Genomic DNA, 19,764 nt, shown 5'->3' with positions numbered 1-19,764 from the left:
GCAACCATGCTGCCAGGGGCTTCAGCGATGCCTTATTCGGCGCGTTCGCCGCAGAGGTCCAGAGCAAACCAGTGCTCGACTTCTGCAGGCGGCAGGCCCGCGCCCAACAAACAGAATAACTTGCCCAAGGCGGCTTCGCGAGTCATGCCACCCGCGGAGATCAGGCCAGCGTTGCGCAGTTGGCTGCCCGCCGCATACACGCCAAATTCGACATGCCCTTGCGGACACTGACTGATAGCGGCAAGCACCACGCCGCGCTCGTGAGCCGCTTTGAGCGTGGCCAGTAGTTCAGCGTTATCCGATGGGCCGGTGCCGCTGCCGTAGCATTCAAGCAGCAGTGCCTGAACTCCGCTGTTGAGCAATGCGCTGACATGGCTGGCCTGGATGCCTGGATAGAACGGCAGCACGGCAATATTCACCGGCTGGCGTTGTACGCGATAGTTGATCGCGTCGGGCAGTTGCGTCGCGCGCTCGGCTACGCGCTGGCGCGGCAAGACGGTAAAAGCGTCGAAGGCATCGCTCTGCAATTTGCTGACGCGAGCGCCGTGCATAAGCGCGCCATTGAAGTACACCTGAACGCCTTGCGCGGTGCCTTGATGCAATGCCTGCATGGCGCCAAACAGGTTAGCCCAGGCGTCACTGCCTTCAGCACCGGCCGGTAACATGGCGCCAGTGAGCACGACCGGCACCGGCAGGCCCAACAGCAAAAAGCTCAATGCGGCGGCGCTGTAGGCGAGGGTGTCGGTGCCTTGCAGAACCAGCACGCCATCGCAGCCGTCTTGTTCAATGCCGGTGCGAATAGCGGCGACCATTGCCAGCCAGTTGCTCTGGCTCATGTTGGCGCTGTCGATGGGCGGCAGCAGTTCGCGGAAGCACCAGTTGGGCAGATGCAGATCGCCAGCCTGTGCTTGTTGGGCACGTACGCGCGCCTCAAACCCAGAGGCCGGCGCCAGTCCGTCGGCGCTTTGCTGCATACCGATGGTGCCGCCGGTATAGAGCAGCAGGAGTTTTTCACACGCAGACATGTTGGCTCCTAGAAGAAGGCTAAAAAAAGGGGGCCGAAGCCCCCTTTTTTGCGAGTTGGCGACTCACTCAGCGCTGATGCAGAGGCTCGCTGGCAACTACAGAATCAGTGCGAGATGGCTCGGCTGCGACTGGCGCGCTCCAAACAGTTGGGTCGAGGTCCAGATCAGCAAAGCCTTTGGGGTCGAATACCGGAGACTTTACACCAGCTTTGATTTGCTTGTCGTAGTCACGCATCAAGCGCAGGCCGACCTTGAACAGCAATGCCAGGGCAATCAGGTTGCAGATGGCGAGCAGGCCCATGGTCACGTCTGCAAAGGCAAATACGGTGCCCAGGTCTTGTACCGAACCCCAGAACACCAGCCCGATAACCAGTACGCGGTAAACCACCACCGGTGAGCGCTTCTGGGTGAAGAAGCCCAGCGCGTTTTCGCCCAGGTAGTAGTTGTAGATCAAGGTGGTGAACACGAACAGCAGCAATGCAACGCTGATGAACACACGGCCCCACTCGCCGACTACGCTGGCAACGGCGGTTTGGGTGAGCAATACACCGGCCATTTCGCTGCCTGGCTGATAAACGCCGGAGAGCAGAATGATCAGCGCGGTGCAGCTGCACAGAATGATGGTGTCGATGAATACGCTGAGCGACTGCACGATGCCTTGCGCAACCGGGTGCTTGACCTCGGCAACAGCGGCAACGTTGGGCGCACTGCCCAGACCGGCTTCGTTGGAGAACAAACCGCGCTTGACGCCCATGATGATGGCTGCGCCGATGCCGCCGGCGAATGCGGGCTCAAGGCCAAATGCACTGCGCAAAATCAGCGTCAGGGTTTCCGGTACGCGATCTATGTTGCTGCCGATCACGAACAGCGCCATGGCGATGTAGGAGAACGCCATGACCGGCACCAGAATGTCTGCAAACTTGGCGATACGCTTGATGCCGCCGAAGATAATCAGGCCGATAACGGCCATCAGCACCACGCCGCTGATCTGGGTCGGTACGCCGAAGGTGTCATGCAGCGAGCTGGCGACAGTGTACGACTGCACGGCGTTGAAGCCGAAGCCGAAGGTCATCAGCAGCAGAATCGAAACCACGATGCCCAACCAGCGCTGCTTGAGGCCGTGCTGAATGTAAAAGGCCGGGCCGCCACGGTAGCTGCCGTCTGCGTCACGGCGCTTGTACAGCTGAGCCAGCGAGCATTCGAAGTAGCTGGTGGCCATGCCGACCAGCGCCACAACCCACATCCAGAAAATAGCGCCCGGGCCGCCGAGAATAATGGCCACCGAAACACCGGCAATGTTGCCTGCGCCGACGCGCCCTGCAACCGACAGCATCAGTGCCTGGAACGAGCTGAGCTGGCCAGGTTGGCGTTGGAAGGCTTCAGCGAAGATGCTGAACATGTTGCCGAAATAGCGAAATTGAACAAAGCGTGAGGCGATGGTGAAGAACAGGCCGAGGCCGATCAGCATCACAATCAGCAGCTTGCTCCAGATGAGGTCGTTGAGTAAGTCGAGCATGGGCGTGGTCACTCTTGTTGTTCTGGTTAGGAGATGGCCTCTGCGGGCGCTGCTAAATGGTTGACGATGCGATAGCGGCAAACAATTTCGCGGGTTGCAGTGAAGTGATGCTATTTGATGCTAATATCGCGTCACTCGCATCAGTATGGCGGCCCGCATGTCCGAAACCTTTGGTAACAACCTCAAGCTGCTGTGCAGTCATTACCGATCGATTGCCGAGGTGTGCCGCAAACTGGCGATCAATCGGGCACAGTTCAACCGCTATCTGGCGGGGCAGAGCCGTCCGACCGCGCATAACCGCAAACGCATTTGCGACTTCTTTGGGGTTGAGGATTACGAGCTGGCGCTGCCTGAGGATCAATTCGCCCGACTGGTGGGCGCGCGTGGCAACAGCCAGACGTCTGCATCTTCGGGGGCGCCGCTGCTGGAGTTGTTCGAGTCGATCAATCAACACGCCAGCGATCTTTCGCGCTACTGCGGCTACTACTTCGAATATTCAAATTGCATGTCGGTGCCGGGGCAGATCCTGCTCTCGCTGGTGCATTTGCGTGAGGAGCGCGGCAGCTTTGTATTCGAGCGTCAGGAACGCCAGGAGCGGGCGCGGGGCGGTAGCGCCGAAGACTGGGTGCGGTGTCGGTATCTGGGCGCAGCGTTCTATTTGCAGGATCGGGTGTTTCTGATCGACTACGAAAGCCTGACCGGCAACGAGATGAGCCAGACTATTTTGATTCCCAGCTTCAAGAGTCGCATCACTCGCCTGAACGGCATGAAGACCGGGGTTTCCAGTGGCGATCGGCGTACGCCAGCCTGCACGCGGGTGGTGTGGGAGTTTTTGGGCAGTGACATCAATCGCGTCAATGCCTACCGGCAAGTGATGCTTTATGCGGCGGATGATCCGCGTATCGATGAAGACGTGCGCCAACGCTTGGCTGGCGCACGCATTCGGCATGGCCTGTTCGAGATCGAATAGGCGCGAGGTGATCAGTCGTTGCCGTCGTGGTTGGGGCTGTCGAAGATCGCGTCATCCAGCTCTTTCTCGCTGCGGGCCACCAGCGTTGTGGTCATCAGGTCGCCTGCAACGTTAACCGCGGTGCGCATCATGTCTAGAATCCGGTCGATACCGGCAATCAGGGCCACACCTTCCAGCGGCAAGCCTGCGGCAGTCAGCACCAGACCGAGCATGATCAAGCCTGCGCCGGGTACGCCTGCCGTGCCAATCGAGGCCAGCGTCGCGGTGAGGATGATCATCATGTACTGGCCCGCGCCCAGATCAACACCGAAAGCCTGCGCGATAAAGAGCGCCAGTACGCCCTGATAAATCGCCGTGCCGTCCATGTTGATGGTCGCGCCAACCGGCAGAACGAAGCCTGCAACGCCTTCGGAGACGCCGAGATTTTTGCGCGCACATTCAATCGACACCGGCAGGGTGCCGGAGCTGCTCGACGTACTGAATGCCACCGCCAGAGCCGGGGCAATGCCACGGAAAAAACGCGCAGGATTGAGGCGCGCGAGCAGGCCAATGAGGCCGCCGTACACCAGAATTACGTGGGCGATACTGGCGAGGTAAATCACCCCGATCACCTGCGCCAGCGGCAGCAACACTTCGGCGCCGTGGCTGCCGACTACACCGGCGATCAGAGCGAACACACCATAAGGTGCCAGGCTCATGACCAGATCAGTGAGTTTGTAGAAGGTTTCGGCAAGGCCATCGAACAGCTTCACAACCGGCGCCGCTTTTTCCCCGACCAGATTCATGCTCACGCCAATCGCGATGGCGAACACGATGATTTGCAGCACGTTGCCTTCAGCAAACGCGGTTACCGGATTACTCGGCACCAGGCCGACCAGAATGCTCACCAGTGACGGTGCTTCTTTCGCCGTCTCGGTACCGCTGGCTACCATATTAAGGCCTTCGCCCGGGGTAAACACCGCGCCGAATAACAAGCCGATACTCACCGCGAATGCGGTGGTCACCATGTAAATGCTGATGGTTTTAATGCTAATCCGCCCAAGTTTGGCGGTGTCTTGCATGGAGGTGATGCCCGAGACCAGTGAGACGAAAACCAGCGGTACGATGAGCATCTTGATGGCATTGAGAAACAGCGTGCCGATCGGTGCGATTATCAGTGCATCCTGCTTGAAGACCGCGCCGGTGATCACCCCGAGTACCAGCCCGATCATGATTTTCTGCCACAGGGGCATACGTTTCCAACGGCCTAGCAGCGTCGTCTTCGAAGAACTCTGAGTCATGCGGTTTACCCTTTTGGTAACTGTTGCTGAGCAGGCCATCTAGGTGGCCTTAATGCGTGCTTTTATCGTGCAATGCAAAGGCGCTTGGTTGATTTAGGCCGGCACCGTTCAGCCCCATCAAGCCGCTTGTGAGAGACCAGGCCTGCACTAACACCATAGCGCAGCAGGCGATAAACCTACTGTGCAGGAATTGGGCGGATGATTCACATCGTGTAGCAGCAATCAGGGGATGTTGTGAAAGGCGCGCAGTTTACAGAGCGTTCGCTGCGTTTTCTCCCCCACAAATCCCCTGATTGAGCACTTTAGAGCGTGTTTCGTCGGAAATGATTAATGGCCAATTGCTAGGCTTTAAGCGGAACCAGGCGCGGTGCAATCATGTTTTCCGGGCGTAGGATGTCGCTGAGCGTGTCGTCATCCAACAGCTTTTCTTCGCGTACCAACTCGAGTACGCCACGGCCACTTTCCAGTGCCAGTTTGGCGATGCGGGTGGCGTTTTCGTAACCGATGTACGGGTTGAGTGCGGTGATCAGGCCGATGGAGTTCTCCATCAACTGGCGGCAATGCGCTTCGTTGGCGGTGATGCCGACGATGCAATGTTCGCGCAGCATGTCCATGGCGCGTTGCAGCAGCCGGATCGAGTCGAAAATCTTGTAAGCGATCAGCGGCTCCATCACGTTCAGCTGCAGTTGGCCGCCTTCCGCTGCAAGAGTCAGTGCCAGGTCGTTACCGATAACCTCGAAAGCCACCTGATTCACGGCTTCCGGAATAACCGGGTTGACCTTACCGGGCATGATCGAGCTGCCGGGCTGACGCGGCGGCAGGTTGATTTCATTAATGCCGGTACGCGGGCCGCTCGACAGCAGGCGCAGGTCGTTACAGATCTTTGACAGTTTTACCGCGGTGCGCTTGAGCATGCCGGAGAACAGCACGAACGCGCCCATGTCGGAAGTGGCCTCGATCAAGTCGGCTGCGGGCACCAATGGCTGGCCGCTGATGGCAGCCAGACGCTGTACAGCAAGCAATTGATAACCCGGGTCGGCGTTAATGCCGGTGCCGATTGCGGTGCCGCCGAGGTTGATCTCGGTGAGCAGTTCAGGGGCCAGGCTGCGCAGTCGGGCAAGGTCTTCGCTGAGGGTGTTGGCGAACGCGCGGAACTCCTGACCGAGGGTCATCGGTACGGCGTCCTGCAACTGGGTGCGGCCCATTTTCAGTACGTGAGAGAACTCTTCACCCTTGCTCGCGAATGCTTGAATCAGGCTGTCGAGGCTGGCCAGCAAGGTGTCGTGGCCCAGCAGCAGACCCAGACGGATTGCGGTCGGGTAGGCGTCGTTGGTCGACTGCGCCATGTTCACATCGTTGTTGGGGTGCAGGAATTGGTATTCACCTTTCTGCTTGCCCATCGCCTCGAGGGCGATGTTGGCGATCACCTCGTTGGCGTTCATGTTGGTCGAGGTGCCCGCGCCGCCCTGAATCATGTCGACGACGAATTCTTCATGGAAATCGCCACGAATAATCCGTGCACAGGCTTCGCTGATCGCGTCGTGCTTGGCGGGTGTCAGGTGGCCCAGTTCGCGGTTGGCGTCGGCTGCTGCTTGCTTGACCATGGCCAGCGCCACTACCAGTTTTGGGTAGTGGGACAGTGGCACGCCAGACAGGCGGAAGTTATGCACAGCACGCAGGGTCTGGATACCAAAGTAAGCATCGGAAGGTACTTCAAGGGTACCAAGCAGGTCTTTCTCTACGCGGAATGATGCAGCAGCGGACATGATCGTCTAGGTCTCTGATGGAAGCGGCAGGCGCCGCGATGCCTATAGATTAGGGGTTTCGACGGTTTGGCGGCCAATGCTGTTAAACGCTATGCTATGCACAATCGGCATAATGTGGGTGTGACTACTTGCGTTAAGCGAACGTGAGGCGAGCGCCCGAAGTGCAATATCGAGGTGCACGGATTTATGGCCAGCAGGGCGTATTGGTGGAGTTGAGATGAACCTTGAGAGCAAGTGGCTGGAAGACTTTGTGGTGCTTGCCGCCACGCGCAGCTTTTCGCGGGCCGCTGAAAAACGCTTCGTCACCCAGCCGGCTTTCAGTCGGCGCATTCGCAGCCTGGAGACGGTACTCGGGCTGACGCTGATCAATCGTTCATGCACGCCGATCGAACTGACTGAGGCCGGGCAGCTGTTTCTGGTGACGGCGCGGAGCATGGTCGAGCAACTCAGCGAAGTCGTCCGGCATTTGCATAACCTTGAGGGCAAGCAAGGCGAGGTCTTGCAGATATCCGCCGCGCATTCGCTCACGCTGGGCTTCTTCCCCGAATGGATTGCACGCTTGCGCCGCGAAGGGTTGCCGCTGAATACCCGATTGGTCGCAACCAACGTCGGCGAGGCGGTGCACTCCTTGCGTGAAGGCAGCTGCGATTTGATCCTCGCCTATTACGACCCCGATGCAGCGCTGCAAATGGACCCTGAAATTTTCCCGTCGCTGCACATGGGCCGCACCGAGATGCTGCCGGTGTGCGCCGTGGATGGGCAGGGGCAAGCACTGTTCGATCTCGATTCAGGCCAGACCGTGCCGCTGCTGGCCTACACCGCAGGTGCATTCTTGGGCCGCTCGGTAAACCTGCTGCTGCGCCAACGCGCGCTGCGCTCGGTTACCGTTTACGAAACCGCGATGGCCGACAGCCTGAAAAGTATGGCGCTACAAGGCATGGGCGTAGCGTGGGTGCCGCGCCTGAGCGTCACCGCCGAACTGGCGCGTGGAGAGCTGGTGGTATGCGGCGGCGAGAGCTGGCAAGCACCGCTGGAAATCCGCCTGTATCGCTGCGCGTTAGTCCGCAAAGCCGCCGTACGATTGCTCTGGCGCAAGCTCGAAACAGGCGAAGTCGGCCGTTAACGCAGAGCAATATTGGGAGTGGTTCATACGGCGTCGAAGCACAGTCGCTGCGCGCCGTAACCGCACCGCGACCACAAGCAAACCGCACCCAGCAGAAAGTCCGCCATGACGGAAGCCGCGACGCGGATTCCATCCTCCACAGCCCACGCCCAGATAATCACAAACCCCCGGAGGATGGATAGCGGCGCGAAGCAACGCAATCCGTCGGACGATTTGCGCCACGCCACCAATCCCGAGTCGATTCGTTAAAAGCCATGAAGCCGCCCGGCCACGCCCCCCGATAATCACAAACCCCGGAGGATGGATAGCGGCGCAAAGCAACGCAATCCGTCGAGCAATTTGCGCAACACCATCATTCCCGAGTCGATCCGTAAGAACGCCATGACGCCGCCCGGCCACGCCCCCGATAATCACAAACCCCCGGAGGATGGATAGCGGCGCGAAGCAACGCAATCCGTCAGACAATTTGCGCAACACCACCAATCCCGAGTCGATACCCCAATCCGCCATAAAGCAGCGAAACCAAACATCCCCAAGCCAATCAGCAAAAGCCCAAACACCGCAAACGCCCCATTCCAGCCGGCCAAATGCAATCGTTGTGCAGAGGGTTGAGCCGCATGGATGCGGCGAGAGTTGCGTTGGGCCAAGGACGGCCCATCGCGACGTGCCCACGGAGCAACGATGGAATGCGGGAAGCCGAGCGCCGCGAGGCCCAATGGAGGGGCAAGATCTTTTGGTCACTTTTCAATCGATTGTGAAAAGTGACTCGCCGTAAGGGCGAAAAGGTGACGAGAGAACGCCCGAAATTCAGGCTTAGCGCCAGCGTTCAAAACCCAAAAACCAATCAAGAGCAGAACGAGAACCGCAGGCCATCCGCCATGACGGAAGCCGCGATGCGGATTCCATCCTCCGCAGGCCGCGCCCCCGATAATCACCAACACCCGGAGGATGGATAGCGGCGCAAAGTAACGCAATCCGTCGAGCAATTTGCGCCACGCCACCCATCCCGAGTCGATCCGTGGAAGCCATAACGCCGTCCCGACATGTCCTCGATAATCACAAACACCCGGAGGATGGATAGCGGCGCGTAGCAACGCAATCCGTCGGACGATGTGCGCAACACCACCAATCCCAAATCGACCCGCGAAAACGCTATGGCGGAAGCTGCGATGCGGATTCCGTCCTCCGGCTGGTCATTGCGCTTAGCCGTATCTACTCAAGTCCCCGATTTAATCTTGGTCCAGGCACGGGTTCTTGCGCGTTCGGCTTTCTGCGGCAGAGGCTGCAACACATACAGGGTTTTCTGCGCTTCGGCGGTCGGCGTCAGGCCCGGATTGTCGCGAATTTCAGCCTTGATCAATGGCATCGATGCCTTGTTCGGGTTCGGGTAGCCGAGGAAGTTACTGGTTGGGCCGATCACTTCCGGGTCGAGCAGGTTGTTGAGGAACTCATGCGCTTCAGCAACGTTCTGTGCGCTTTTCGGAATGGCGAACGAGTCGAACCACAGCGGCGCGCCTTCCTTCGGCAAACGCCAGTCCACCACTACGCCATTACCGGCTTCCTTGGCACGGTTGGCGAATTGATAGAAGCTCCCCGAGTAGCCGACTGCAACGCAGATGTTGCCGTTGGCGATGTCGGTCATGTATTTGGCCGAGTGGAAGTAGGCGATGTTCGGACGGATCTTCAGCATCAGATCCGTGGCCTTTTTATAGTCGGCCGTTTTGGTGCTGTTTGGGTCCAGACCAAGGTAATGCAGGGCAATCGGCATGATATCGCCGGGTGAATCGAGCATCGCTACGCCGCACTGCTTGAGCTTGCTGATGTTCTCCTCTTTGAACACCAGATCCCAGCTGTCCACCGGCGCATCGTCACCCAGTACCGCTTTGACCTTTTCCGGGTTGAAACCGATGATCACGGTGCCGTACATGTAAGGCACGGCGTGTTCGTTGCCCGGGTCATTGGCGGACATCAGCTTTAGCAGCTGTGGGTCGAGGTTTTTCCAGTTAGGCAGCTTGCTCTTGTCGAGCTTCTGGAACACGTCTGCCTTGATCTGGGTGTCGAGGAAGGTGTTGCTCGGCACAACCAAGTCGTAGCCCGAGTTACCGGCGAGCAATTTTGCTTCCAGCGATTCGTTGGTATCGAATACGTCCCAAGTCAGCTTGATGCCGGATTTCTTGGCGAAGTCTTTGGGCACTGAAGGCAGAATGTAGTCGGCCCAGTTATAAACCCGTAACTCACGCTCCGCAGCATGGGCTGCGCTGGCCAGCATGGCGGTGCCGCAAATTGCGGCGCCAATCAAAGTGCAAAGCTTCTTCATAGTGATGCGTCCTTGTTAGTTTTATTAGAACCGCGAATCCCTGAGCGGGACTTGCGGTCTTTTAGGGGCGGCAGACTGTTTCAAAACCTTTGAGTACGTTGACGGCATTGATGCCGATTTCTTCGACGGCGTAACCACCCTCCATTACAAACAGAGTCGGTTTGCCGAGCGCCGCAATTCGTTCGCCCATTTTTAAGTAGTCCGGGCTGTCGAGCTTGAACTGCGAAATTGGGTCTTCTTTGAATGTATCGACGCCCAGCGAGACGATGATCACGTCGGCGTCGTAGCGGCTGATCTCTGCGCAGGCTTGTTCCAGCGCGGCGCTCCACTCGCTCCAGCCGCTGCCGGCAGGGAGTGGGTAATTGAAGTTGTAGCCTTCACCTTCGCCTTCACCCGGCTCATCGGCATAGCCCAGAAAGAATGGAAACTCTGCAGCCGGATCGCCGTGGATCGAGGTGAACAGCACGTCTTTGCGGTTGTAGAAAATCGACTGGGTGCCGTTACCGTGGTGGTAATCGACATCGAGAATGGCCACGCGCTTGCTGCCCTGATCGAGGAACGCCTGCGCTGCGATGGCGGCGTTGTTGAGGTAGCAATAGCCGCCCATTACATCGCCGGCCGCGTGGTGGCCAGGTGGACGACACAGGGCAAATGCTGTGTGCGAGCCGTTGCTGATTTCACGTTGTGCGGTCAGCGCGACCTGTGCGGCGCTGTACGCGGCTTGCCATGTGCCCGCGGTGATTGGAGCACCGCCGTCGAAGCTGTAATAGCCCAGCTCACCGTGCAAATGGTTGGGCAGCTTCTGGCGCAAATTGCGCGCGGCGAAGGTGTACGGCATTAAATCGCTGGTGCCGCCCTGAGCCGCCCAACGTGACCAAGCACCTTCGAAGAAGTCCAGATATTCACGGGTGTGAATCCGCAGCAATGGTTCGCGACCGAAGTCTTCCGGGCCGCGTACCTCACCCAAGTTCTGATTCTGCACACGCTGCAAGATATGGTCGGCGCGCTGCGGTTTCTCAAAACAGGGCATCAATTGCCCGTCGATCAACTCGCATTTGCCGTGATGCAAGTGGTGGTCGTCACTGTAGATGGTCAGCATGGCTGGGCTCTCGGTGTGTACTTGTTATGCCCCATTGTTTGCCTAAGTTGCGTTTGCGAAAACGTCGATAGTGGCCAAAAGGGGATAAATCTGGCCAAATTTTGCGGCCATGCTTGTCCATCAGTTGTTTTTGAGTGAATGAATCAAGGGCGAAAATGGCTCGGTGCGATGCCACTCCAGCGTTGAAAGGCATGCCGGAAACTGGCGCTTTCACTAAAGCCAAGTTCCTCGGCAATCCGACCCACCGGCCAGCCTTCCTGGCAGAGCAAGTCTTTGGCTCGCTCAAACCGCAGGTCATCCAGCAGCTCTTGATAATGCGTGCCGAGCGCCTGCAAGTGGCGGCGCAGGGTGCGTGGTGAGCAGTGCATCTGCTGCGCCAGTTGTTCTAGGCCTGGCGAGTCGGCCAGTTGTCCGGCGAGCAGTTCGCGAATGCGTGCCAGCCATATCTGTCGGGCCGACAGTTCGCTGTTCAGCTTGCGACAGCACATGAGCGTGTCTTGATGAGTAATTGCGTCCGCCAGCGGCAGGCGTTTTGTCAGCCAGCTGGCAGGGAAGGCGAACGCATTGCTGGGCGCATCAAACCTAACCGGGCAATCAAAACTGTTGGCATAGCGGTTTGAGTACGTCGGCTCACTGTACCTAAATTGCGCGGCGCTCAAAGGCAGGACTTGGCCGAGCAAGTCGGCGCACACCGTTCGCAGTGAGGCGAGGCACATCTCGACATTGAAAACCTCAAGCTCAGGGCGCTGCTGGTAGTTGCTGGCGCTGACCCAGGCCAGCTCACCCTCAACGTTCAAGTCCAGTTTGAAGTAGGTGCCGAGCAGCGCCGGATACTCGAGCATAAGCCGCCAGGCGTCACCAAAAGTGGCACTTGATAGCGCGGCGTAACCGAGAATGCCGTAAGCGGAGATGTGCATGCGCTGGCCCAGTTCGAGCCCGAGATCTTCACGCAAGGTCAGGCCGTTGGCGCACACCTGAAGTTCCTGATGGGGCGTGATGCGGCTGTTGTTGCCACTCAGGTCGGCAGGCTGGATGCCGCTCGCTTCGAGCAGGCGCGAGACTGGCACAGCCGTGTCGGCAAAATATTCGAGGGTCATGGACACTACGTGCAGAGTTGTCACTTGGGCGTGCATCGTTGCCGAATCCAATGGCTGAGATTGGCCAATAAACAGCAAGATGTATGCCGCCGTCCGCGTGCAGGACGCCAACAGCAGAGCAGAGGGGTGAATCAGGTGGGACGAGAAGAAATGCCTGGGCTAACCGCGCGACGAGGCATTTCTTCTCACGGTTTTAGAACTCCAGTACGGTGCGGCCTTCAATTTTGCCGGCGCGCATCTGGTCGAGGATGATGTTGATGTTGTCCAGTTTATCGGTGGTGCAGGTTGCCTTGACCAGGCCTTCTCCGGCGAACTCCATGGCTTCCTGCAAGTCTGCGCGGGTGCCGACAATGGAGCCGGTAATGCTGATGGCTTTTAGCACCACATCGAAAATCGGCGCAGGGAAATCACCTGGCGGCAGGCCGACCAGAGCAACCGTGCCGCCGCGCCGCGCTGCCCCAATGGCCTGACCAAACGCGCTGTTAGACACCGCGGTAACCAGTACGCCGTGAGCGCCGCCAATGTCGCGCTGAATCACCGTTGCGGGGTCTTCATTGCGTGCGTTTACGGTGAGTTCTGCACCGAGTCTGCGCGCGAGGTCGAGTTTGCTGTCGTCGACATCAATGGCCGCAACATGCAGGCCCATGGCGCGTGCGTATTGCACGGCAACGTGGCCCAAACCGCCGATTCCAGAGATCGCGACCCACTGGCCAGGGCGTGCGCCGGTGATCTTCAGGCCTTTGTAAACAGTCACGCCCGCACAGAGAATCGGCGCGATTTCTACAAAGCCAATGTTCTTCGGCAAAATCCCCACGTAGTCAGGGTCTGCCAGTACATATTCGGCGTAGCTGCCGTTTACCGAGTAACCGGTATTTTCTTGGCTTTCGCAGAGGGTTTCCCAGCCAGTAATGCAGTGCTCGCAGCAACCGCAGGCGGTATACAGCCACGGCACGCCGACGCGATCACCTTCCTTCACCCGGGTGACGCCACTGCCCACGGCAGCCACATAACCCACGCCTTCGTGGCCCGGTATAAACGGCAGGCTTGGCTTCACGGGCCAGTCTCCCTCGGCGGCGTGCAAGTCGGTATGGCAAACCCCGGTGGCTTCGATTTTGACCAGAATCTGGCCCGGCCCGGGCATTGGCACTTTGACTTCTTCAATGCGTAAAGGCTCACCGAAGGTATGCACCACGGCTGCTTTCATGGTCTGTGGCATGTTGAAACTCCCATGACAATGTAATCGGTGGAGTTTGCTCCGCTGGTAAGCGAGACAATTGACACAGAACATAATCTAGTCAGTTTGCACTGGCGGCCCGCAGACTCTGGACAAACGGTCAGTGGCACTGCTCATTGCCATCACCTTTGCGGTATACTGCGCGGCCTTTGGCTGGCAGAGCCCAGCCTGAACTATTCACAAGCCACGCGAGTTTGACTCACGTGGCTTGTTGGTTTTAGACGCGCCAGCGGGCGCACAATGAAGAGGCACGACGATGAGCGCACTGGTTGGCGTGATCATGGGCTCCAAGTCCGATTGGTCCACCCTTAGCCACACCGCCGAGATGCTGGACAAGCTGGGCATTCCTTACGAAGTTAAAGTGGTGTCTGCCCACCGCACTCCGGATCTGTTGTTTCAATATGCTGACGAGGCAGAAGGCCGTGGCATTCAGGTGATCATCGCCGGTGCCGGTGGTGCAGCCCACCTGCCGGGCATGTGCGCCGCCAAGACCCACTTGCCGGTTCTGGGTGTGCCGGTGCAGTCGTCCATGCTCTCGGGTGTCGACTCACTGCTGTCTATCGTGCAGATGCCAGCCGGTGTTCCGGTGGCGACGCTGGCGATTGGCAAGGCCGGTGCGGTCAACGCGGCATTGCTCGCGGCGAGTATTCTCGGCCACCAGCATCCGCAGTTCCACACGGCGCTGAAAGCGTTCCGTGAAGAGCAAACCGAGACCGTTCTGGCAAACTCGGACCCGCGCAACGCATAAGTTTAACGGGCCCTCGCGGCCCGTTTTCAATGGCGTTGTAGCGGTAAAATTTTGGTTGATCTGCCACCTGCGAAAAGGGGCCTTGCAATGAAAATCGGTGTAATCGGTGGCGGCCAGTTGGGCCGTATGTTGTCACTGGCGGGCACGCCGCTGGGCATGAACTTCGCCTTCCTTGATCCGGCCCCGGATGCTTGCGCGCAAGCGTTGGGCGAGCATATCCGTGCGGATTACGCGGATCAGGATCACCTGCGCCAACTGGCCGACGAGGTTGATCTGGTCACGTTCGAATTCGAAAGCGTGCCGGCTGAGACTGTCGCCTTTCTTTCGCAGTTCGTGCCCGTATATCCAGGCGCCGAAGCCCTGCGCATTGCCCGTGACCGCTGGTTCGAAAAGTCGATGTTCAAGGACCTGGGCATTCCGACCCCCGCGTTCGCCGATATTCAGTCGCAAGCCGATCTCGACGCCGCCGTTGCCAGCATCGGCCTGCCTGCCGTGATGAAAACCCGCACGCTGGGTTACGACGGCAAGGGCCAGAAAGTGCTGCGCAGCGAGCAGGATGTAACCGGAGCATTTGCCGAGTTGGGCAGCGTGCCGTGCATTCTGGAAGGCTTTGTACCCTTCACCGGTGAAGTCTCGCTGGTGGCTGTGCGTGGCCGTGATGGCGAAACGCGGTTCTATCCGTTGGTGCACAACACGCACAACAGCGGGATTCTGGAACTGTCGATTGCCAGCACCGATCACCCCCTGCAAAGCCTCGCCGAAGATTACGTTGGCCGTGTGCTCAAGCAGCTGGATTATGTCGGCGTGATGGCGTTCGAGTTTTTCGAAATCGATGGCGGCCTTAAGGCCAACGAGATTGCCCCGCGCGTGCATAACTCTGGCCACTGGACCATCGAAGGCGCCGAGTGCAGCCAGTTCGAAAACCACCTGCGTGCGATCGCCGGCCTGCCACTGGGCTCAACCGCCAAAGTGGGCGAGAGCGCCATGCTCAACTTCATCGGTGAAGTGCCGCCTGTGGATAAAGTGACCGCCATTGATGACTGCCATCTGCATCACTACGGCAAGGCATTCAAGGTTGGTCGCAAAGTCGGTCACGCTACGTTGCGTTGTGCTGACCGCGCCACGCTTGATCAGAAGATCAGCCAAGTGCAGAGCCTGATCAAAGCCGTTTGATCCGCCCAATGCGCGCCTCGCTCCGTGGCGCGCATTGAACCTCTGAGGTTGTAGGCTATCTGATAGCCTGTCGCCATGTTTGAACTAGAATAATTCCTGTTCAACACCGCAGAGCCGCAGCGCAAGGCCGTTAGCTGCCTGCATTGGACGACCCCATCTACACGGAGAGCACGCTATGGGCATTATCGGCACGATTTTCATCGGACTCATTGTTGGGCTGCTTGCACGCTTCCTCAAGCCGGGCGATGACAGCCTCGGCTGGATCATGACCATCATTCTGGGTATCGCCGGTTCAGTGGCAGCGACCTATGGCGGTCAGGCGCTGGGCATCTACCAGGCCGGGCAGGGCGCAGGGTTTATCGGTGCCGTTGTGGGTGCTGTGGTCCTGTTGTTCATCTACGGTATGATCAAGAAGAAATAATCGGCTGAAACCGCCTACTGCATAAGGAAACTCGAGTTGATGCGCCGTCTGTGGATAACTTCGCTGTTGTTGGCCAGTAGTGTTGCGATGGCGCAGTTACCCGAGACGGACTGGCTGGAGTTGATGCCGCCGGACGATCGTCAGGCGCTGGAAGACATGCCAGAAATCACGCATGACACCCCAGAGCAAGACGGTACGTTCTATTCGCCGGGCGGCCTCAAGCAGCAGGATAAAGAGCTGCCAGCCGTGATGTACTCGGCTAAAACCGTGGCCGCCCTCGATGGCAAGGTCATGCGTTTAGGCGGATACCCAGTGCCGCTCGAAACCGACAATCAGGGCCGCAGTACCGAGTTCTTCCTCGTGCCTTATCCGGGCGCCTGCATTCATGTGCCGCCTCCACCGCCCAATCAATTGGTGCTGGTGCGTTATCCACAGGGCATCGAACTCAGTGATATCTACGCGCCAATCTGGATCAGCGGCAAGTTGCAGATCGAAACCGTGAATAACGACCTCGCCAACGCGGCTTACGCCATGACCGCCGACAGCGTGCGGATGGTGGAAGAAGACGACCTCTGACGCTGTTGATTCATGGCTCGCCGGTACTCACCGCTCAGGTGTACAGGCTTCTTTGGTTGCGCCGCTATCTCAAGCACAGCCGTTTGCAGCGCCTACTTTGCCGCGGTTTTGGCGGCTATCCATTGCGACATGTATTGAGTGCTTTTGAGCGTGTGATGGCGCAGCATGCGGCCAATAAAGTTATCCACACGGTGTTGTTCGCGCTGCTCAAATAGCCGCTGGAGCCGCGCAATCAACTCATCGCCCAACGGTTCACGCGCAAAGCGTTGCTCAAGAATGGTCCGGCCATTGTCCTGAGCTTGCTGCCACAACGTCGGGTCTTCATGCAGCGCTACAGCCGCCTCGGCAAATGCCTCGGCATCCGCCACGATTGCCCCGCCCCAGGCCAATTCACCGTGCATGCCTTCGCTGCCAATGGCCGTGGTGACATTGGGCGTGCCGCAGGCCATTGCATCCGCCAGCTTGCCTTTGATGCCCGCGCCAAAACGCAGCGGCGCGAGGCATACGCGTGCGCGCGTCATCACTTCATGCGCATCATCCGCCCAGCCCAGCACCAGAAAACCCTGTTTGGGGTTATGCAATGCGGTGGCTTTCGGCGGTGGATAAGCGCCATAAACATGCAATTGCGCATTGGGCAGGCGTTGGCGCACCATTGGCCACAGCACGTTCTTCAGCCATAACACCGAATCCCAGTTAGGCGCATGGCGGAAGTTGCCAATGCTGATGAAGTGTTGGCGCTGCTCGAAAGGTAACGGCTCAACCACCGGCGGAATCAGCATTAACGGGTTGTGCATGAGCAATGCTGGCGGCACGCCAAAGCGCTGTTGCAGCAGTTGCACCTCGAAATCAGAAATCATCAGCGTCAGGTCGCTGCGGTAGATCGCGGCGATTTCGCGCTGGGCCATGTCATGGCTCGCCATCACCTGATAGAGCGTGTCCATGTCGGCCGTTACTGCCGGCACCTGATGGCGTTTAGCTTCCGAGTCGCAGGCTTGCTGGGCGGTTTTCAGCAGATGCTGGCGGGCATCGCGCAGGCAATGCAGGTCACTGGTATCGAGCACGCGCAGGGCTTGCGGCCAGGCCCGTTCCACCCGCCAGGCGAATTGTTCTTCGGTGAAGTAACGGTCAAACAGCACCATGTCTGGCTGCAGCTCGCTCACCAGCGCATCAAAGCTGTCGCAGTTGAGGGCGATTTGCAGCTCCGGGATTTGCAGAGAGCTGAGGTCTGCACGGTGCTCTGATAACGCCGCAGCACTGGCAAAACTCACGCTCCAGCCCTGCTTTCGGAACAGTTCGAGCAACTCGATCATGCGGCTACCCGCCGCAGATGAGCGGGGTTCGGGCCAGACGTAACCGATTACCAGAATTTTGTGCATGCGGGCGCTTATCAAAAGGAGCTGAGGTCGGCGATTATACAGAGGCTGGCTTGGATATCCGGCAGGCATTGTGGCCCATCGGGAAGCCGTAATCAGTGCTTTAATCTGCCTGCGGCTAATTGGTTAACGGGAGTGAGTCATGAAAGCATTGATGCTGTTGATGTTGTGCCTGCTATCGAGCGCGGCGCTGGCGCTGGAGAAAGGAGAGCGCCTGGAGTCCTGGACCTTGCTGGATCAGTTCGAGCAGCCCTACACATTGGATAACCAACTGCAGGTGCTTTTGGTCGCTCGCGACATGGAGGGCGCCGAAATGCTTGAAGCGGCGTTGCAGGGTCAGCCCAAAGGCTATTTGCAGCAGCGTAACGCGGTGTTTCTCGCCGATATCAGCAAGATGCCCAGCTTGATTGCCAAGATGTTCGCAGTGCCTGCCATGCGCGATTACAACTATCGGGTGCTGCTCGATCGCGAGTCGCGGGTGGTGCCGCGCTATGACGTCGCAGAATCGACCGTACTATGGTTGCAACTCAAGGATGGCCGGCTGGAAGAGCTGCATCACTTTACCGATGCAGCTGCATTGCGCGGCGCATTAGAGGCCGCCCCGCAAGACAGCGGGGCGGGCGACTGAAATCAGTCGCTATACGCCTCACTCCACAGGCTGATCGCCAGATGGTGCTCGGCCCCGGGCTTTAGTTGCACCAAGTCGTCCATCACGTTGGCGTGCTCAATACAGAGCATGTCGAGCCAGGCGTTGTCGGCAAACTCGCTGAGCTGCTGGGCTTTTTTGACCCAAGGATTCCACACCACCGCCGAGCGCGTGCCGCTGCTGCTCATGCGAATCCGGCGCTGCCAATGGCTGTCGACGATGCTCAGCTCGTTCGGCGTGTTGAGGTAGATTCGGTCGGTTTCGCCGTGGAACTTGATATTGCCGCGCTGCTCGCGAATCTCCCAATCCGCCAGCGTTTCGATGTAGCGGCAATCGGCGAGGCCTTCAACTTCAACCTGACGAATATCGCTCACTGCAAAGTAGCTGTGCAGCGCCTGGCTGATATTCAACTGGCTGTCGCCGATGTTCTTGCAGTGCAGGTCGATATGCAGCTTCTCGTCGAGCCGGATGTGCAGGCGCAGATCCGCCTGATGCGGCCAGCCTTCCAGCGGCGTCTCGGCGGTGTTAAGGCTGAACTCCAGCGTTACCCCGGCAGCACTGCTTTCGATGTCGACCAACTGCCAGTCGATGTTCCGCACCAGGCCATGAAAAGGCGCATTCTGCGGGTCGGCGTGCATGGCTTGAGTAATCGCCGGATTGCGCTGCAAATCGCCAAACCACGGCCAGCAAACCGGTACGCCACCCCGTGGACTCTTGCCAGCTTGCAGCTCAGCCAAATCACTCAGCCAGATCACCGGCGGCTCACCGTCGCGCTGATAACTGAGAATTTGCGCGCCTTGCTGAGTCACCAATAACTCGGCAGCGCCGTAGCGAACCTGCCAGCAATTCAATCCGCCCAGTTCGAGCCGTTCAACGTTATATGTCGTCATGAGCGTATTCCTGAAAAAGCATTGATGACCATTGGAACGCAGCCGCCCCCTAAAAGCAAAACGCCCATCGACTGACGGGCGTTTGAGTAATGCGGCTACCGCTCTGATTCTGACTGTGACCAGGTTGTTCCATCTGGTCTTTTGCCAGAGTCAAAAAAACGCTCTTGCCCTTAACCATCTCTAGCACGGCTTTTCGCCCATAAAAAAACGCCCATCAAATGATGAGCGCTTTTGCTTCTAACCAAATGTCACCGAAATGGTGGAGTCAGGTTCGTGTACCTGAGGTGCGGCACTGACGTGGCTTGTATCTAAGCTGCTTTCGCAGGGCTATTCGCCAATCTCTAAATGCCCATCAAAAAAAGCGCTCTTGCCCTTAACCAAGCTATCACCGAATTGGTGGAGTCAGGTTCGTGAGCCTGAGGTCCTGAGACAAGGCGCTGCACCGAGCCATAGCCATCTATGGCGAGGTGCAGCAACGCAGTATCAGGCCCTCAGGGGCCGAACCTGACC

Annotated in this window: 17 protein-coding genes; 7 read left to right on the top strand and 10 right to left on the bottom strand. The window is 58.4% G+C overall.

Features of this window, described 5'->3' with window-relative positions; translation table 11 throughout:
* Nucleotides 1-32 precede the first annotated feature (32 nt).
* Together PMYSY11_RS21415 and PMYSY11_RS21410 are read right to left on the bottom strand one after the other, a co-directional pair.
* Complete coding sequence (locus PMYSY11_RS21415) at nt 33-1,025, bottom strand: asparaginase (protein ID WP_150547930.1); 993 nt, start codon at nt 1,023-1,025, stop codon at nt 33-35.
* A gap of 67 nt (nt 1,026-1,092) precedes the next feature.
* Complete coding sequence (locus tag PMYSY11_RS21410) at nt 1,093-2,541, bottom strand: alanine/glycine:cation symporter family protein (protein WP_150547929.1); 1,449 nt, start codon at nt 2,539-2,541, stop codon at nt 1,093-1,095.
* 157 nt (nt 2,542-2,698) lie between these two features.
* On the opposite strand from PMYSY11_RS21410, the gene PMYSY11_RS21405 reads away from it, so the two are divergent.
* Nucleotides 2,699-3,511, top strand: coding sequence for a helix-turn-helix domain-containing protein (locus PMYSY11_RS21405; protein ID WP_090512391.1), 813 nt, complete (start codon nt 2,699-2,701; stop codon nt 3,509-3,511).
* Nucleotides 3,512-3,522: 11 nt separating this feature from the next.
* Here PMYSY11_RS21405 and PMYSY11_RS21400 read toward each other — a convergent pair whose 3' ends face one another.
* Both PMYSY11_RS21400 and PMYSY11_RS21395 read right to left on the bottom strand, forming a co-directional pair.
* Nucleotides 3,523-4,791 (bottom strand): dicarboxylate/amino acid:cation symporter, encoded by a 1,269-nt coding sequence (locus PMYSY11_RS21400; RefSeq protein ID WP_090512389.1) that lies wholly within the window; start codon nt 4,789-4,791, stop codon nt 3,523-3,525.
* Between the two features lie 341 nt (nt 4,792-5,132).
* On the bottom strand, nt 5,133-6,557 hold the full coding sequence (locus tag PMYSY11_RS21395; RefSeq protein WP_069899970.1) for an aspartate ammonia-lyase: 1,425 nt from the start codon (nt 6,555-6,557) through the stop codon (nt 5,133-5,135).
* 217 nt (nt 6,558-6,774) lie between these two features.
* On the opposite strand from PMYSY11_RS21395, the gene PMYSY11_RS21390 reads away from it, so the two are divergent.
* Nucleotides 6,775-7,680, top strand: a complete 906-nt coding sequence (locus PMYSY11_RS21390; protein WP_150547928.1) for a LysR substrate-binding domain-containing protein — start codon at nt 6,775-6,777, stop codon at nt 7,678-7,680.
* Between the two features lie 1,216 nt (nt 7,681-8,896).
* Here the strand turns inward: PMYSY11_RS21390 and PMYSY11_RS21385 are convergent.
* The 4 genes from PMYSY11_RS21385 to adhP all read right to left on the bottom strand — a co-directional run bounded on the left by PMYSY11_RS21385 (nt 8,897) and on the right by adhP (nt 13,409).
* Nucleotides 8,897-9,997: a polyamine ABC transporter substrate-binding protein gene (locus tag PMYSY11_RS21385; protein ID WP_150547927.1), complete on the bottom strand. Its 1,101-nt coding sequence runs from the start codon at nt 9,995-9,997 to the stop codon at nt 8,897-8,899.
* 61 nt (nt 9,998-10,058) lie between these two features.
* Nucleotides 10,059-11,096, bottom strand: coding sequence for a histone deacetylase family protein (locus PMYSY11_RS21380; protein WP_150547926.1), 1,038 nt, complete (start codon nt 11,094-11,096; stop codon nt 10,059-10,061).
* Nucleotides 11,097-11,239: 143 nt separating this feature from the next.
* The gene (locus PMYSY11_RS21375; RefSeq protein ID WP_150547925.1) at nt 11,240-12,229 is read right to left on the bottom strand and encodes an AraC family transcriptional regulator; all 990 of its coding nucleotides are present in this window, start codon (nt 12,227-12,229) and stop codon (nt 11,240-11,242) included.
* 157 nt (nt 12,230-12,386) lie between these two features.
* Complete coding sequence (gene adhP, locus PMYSY11_RS21370; protein ID WP_150547924.1) at nt 12,387-13,409, bottom strand: alcohol dehydrogenase AdhP; 1,023 nt, start codon at nt 13,407-13,409, stop codon at nt 12,387-12,389.
* Between the two features lie 274 nt (nt 13,410-13,683).
* On the opposite strand from adhP, the gene purE reads away from it, so the two are divergent.
* From purE to PMYSY11_RS21350, 4 genes are all read left to right on the top strand, one after another.
* On the top strand, nt 13,684-14,175 hold the full coding sequence (purE, locus tag PMYSY11_RS21365; protein ID WP_069899964.1) for a 5-(carboxyamino)imidazole ribonucleotide mutase: 492 nt from the start codon (nt 13,684-13,686) through the stop codon (nt 14,173-14,175).
* A gap of 87 nt (nt 14,176-14,262) precedes the next feature.
* Complete coding sequence (locus PMYSY11_RS21360) at nt 14,263-15,348, top strand: 5-(carboxyamino)imidazole ribonucleotide synthase (protein ID WP_150547923.1); 1,086 nt, start codon at nt 14,263-14,265, stop codon at nt 15,346-15,348.
* Nucleotides 15,349-15,523: 175 nt separating this feature from the next.
* Nucleotides 15,524-15,769 carry a GlsB/YeaQ/YmgE family stress response membrane protein gene (locus PMYSY11_RS21355; RefSeq protein WP_069899962.1) on the top strand — a complete coding sequence of 82 codons (246 nt, stop codon included), beginning with the start codon at nt 15,524-15,526 and terminating at the stop codon, nt 15,767-15,769.
* Nucleotides 15,770-15,808: 39 nt separating this feature from the next.
* Nucleotides 15,809-16,345 (top strand): DUF3299 domain-containing protein, encoded by a 537-nt coding sequence (locus PMYSY11_RS21350; protein WP_090512366.1) that lies wholly within the window; start codon nt 15,809-15,811, stop codon nt 16,343-16,345.
* A 92-nt stretch (nt 16,346-16,437) separates the two neighbouring features.
* Here PMYSY11_RS21350 and PMYSY11_RS21345 read toward each other — a convergent pair whose 3' ends face one another.
* The gene (locus tag PMYSY11_RS21345) at nt 16,438-17,721 is read right to left on the bottom strand and encodes a glycosyltransferase (RefSeq protein WP_150547922.1); all 1,284 of its coding nucleotides are present in this window, start codon (nt 17,719-17,721) and stop codon (nt 16,438-16,440) included.
* A gap of 139 nt (nt 17,722-17,860) precedes the next feature.
* Here PMYSY11_RS21345 and PMYSY11_RS21340 point away from each other — a divergent pair, with 139 nt between their 5' ends.
* Entirely contained in the window at nt 17,861-18,346 is a 486-nt protein-coding gene (locus PMYSY11_RS21340) for an FAD/FMN-containing dehydrogenase (RefSeq protein ID WP_150547921.1), read from the top strand.
* 2 nt (nt 18,347-18,348) lie between these two features.
* On the opposite strand, the gene PMYSY11_RS21335 is transcribed toward PMYSY11_RS21340, so the two are convergent.
* Nucleotides 18,349-19,254: a D-hexose-6-phosphate mutarotase gene (locus PMYSY11_RS21335; RefSeq protein ID WP_150547920.1), complete on the bottom strand. Its 906-nt coding sequence runs from the start codon at nt 19,252-19,254 to the stop codon at nt 18,349-18,351.
* Between the last annotated feature and the right edge of the window lie 510 nt (nt 19,255-19,764).

The organism is Pseudomonas marincola (assembly GCF_900682675.2).
In the GTDB taxonomy this organism is placed as follows: Bacteria; Pseudomonadota; Gammaproteobacteria; order Pseudomonadales; family Pseudomonadaceae; genus Aquipseudomonas; species Aquipseudomonas marincola.
Note: the sequence above shows the minus strand (reverse complement) of the source record. Positions and strands in the feature narration are given on the sequence as shown.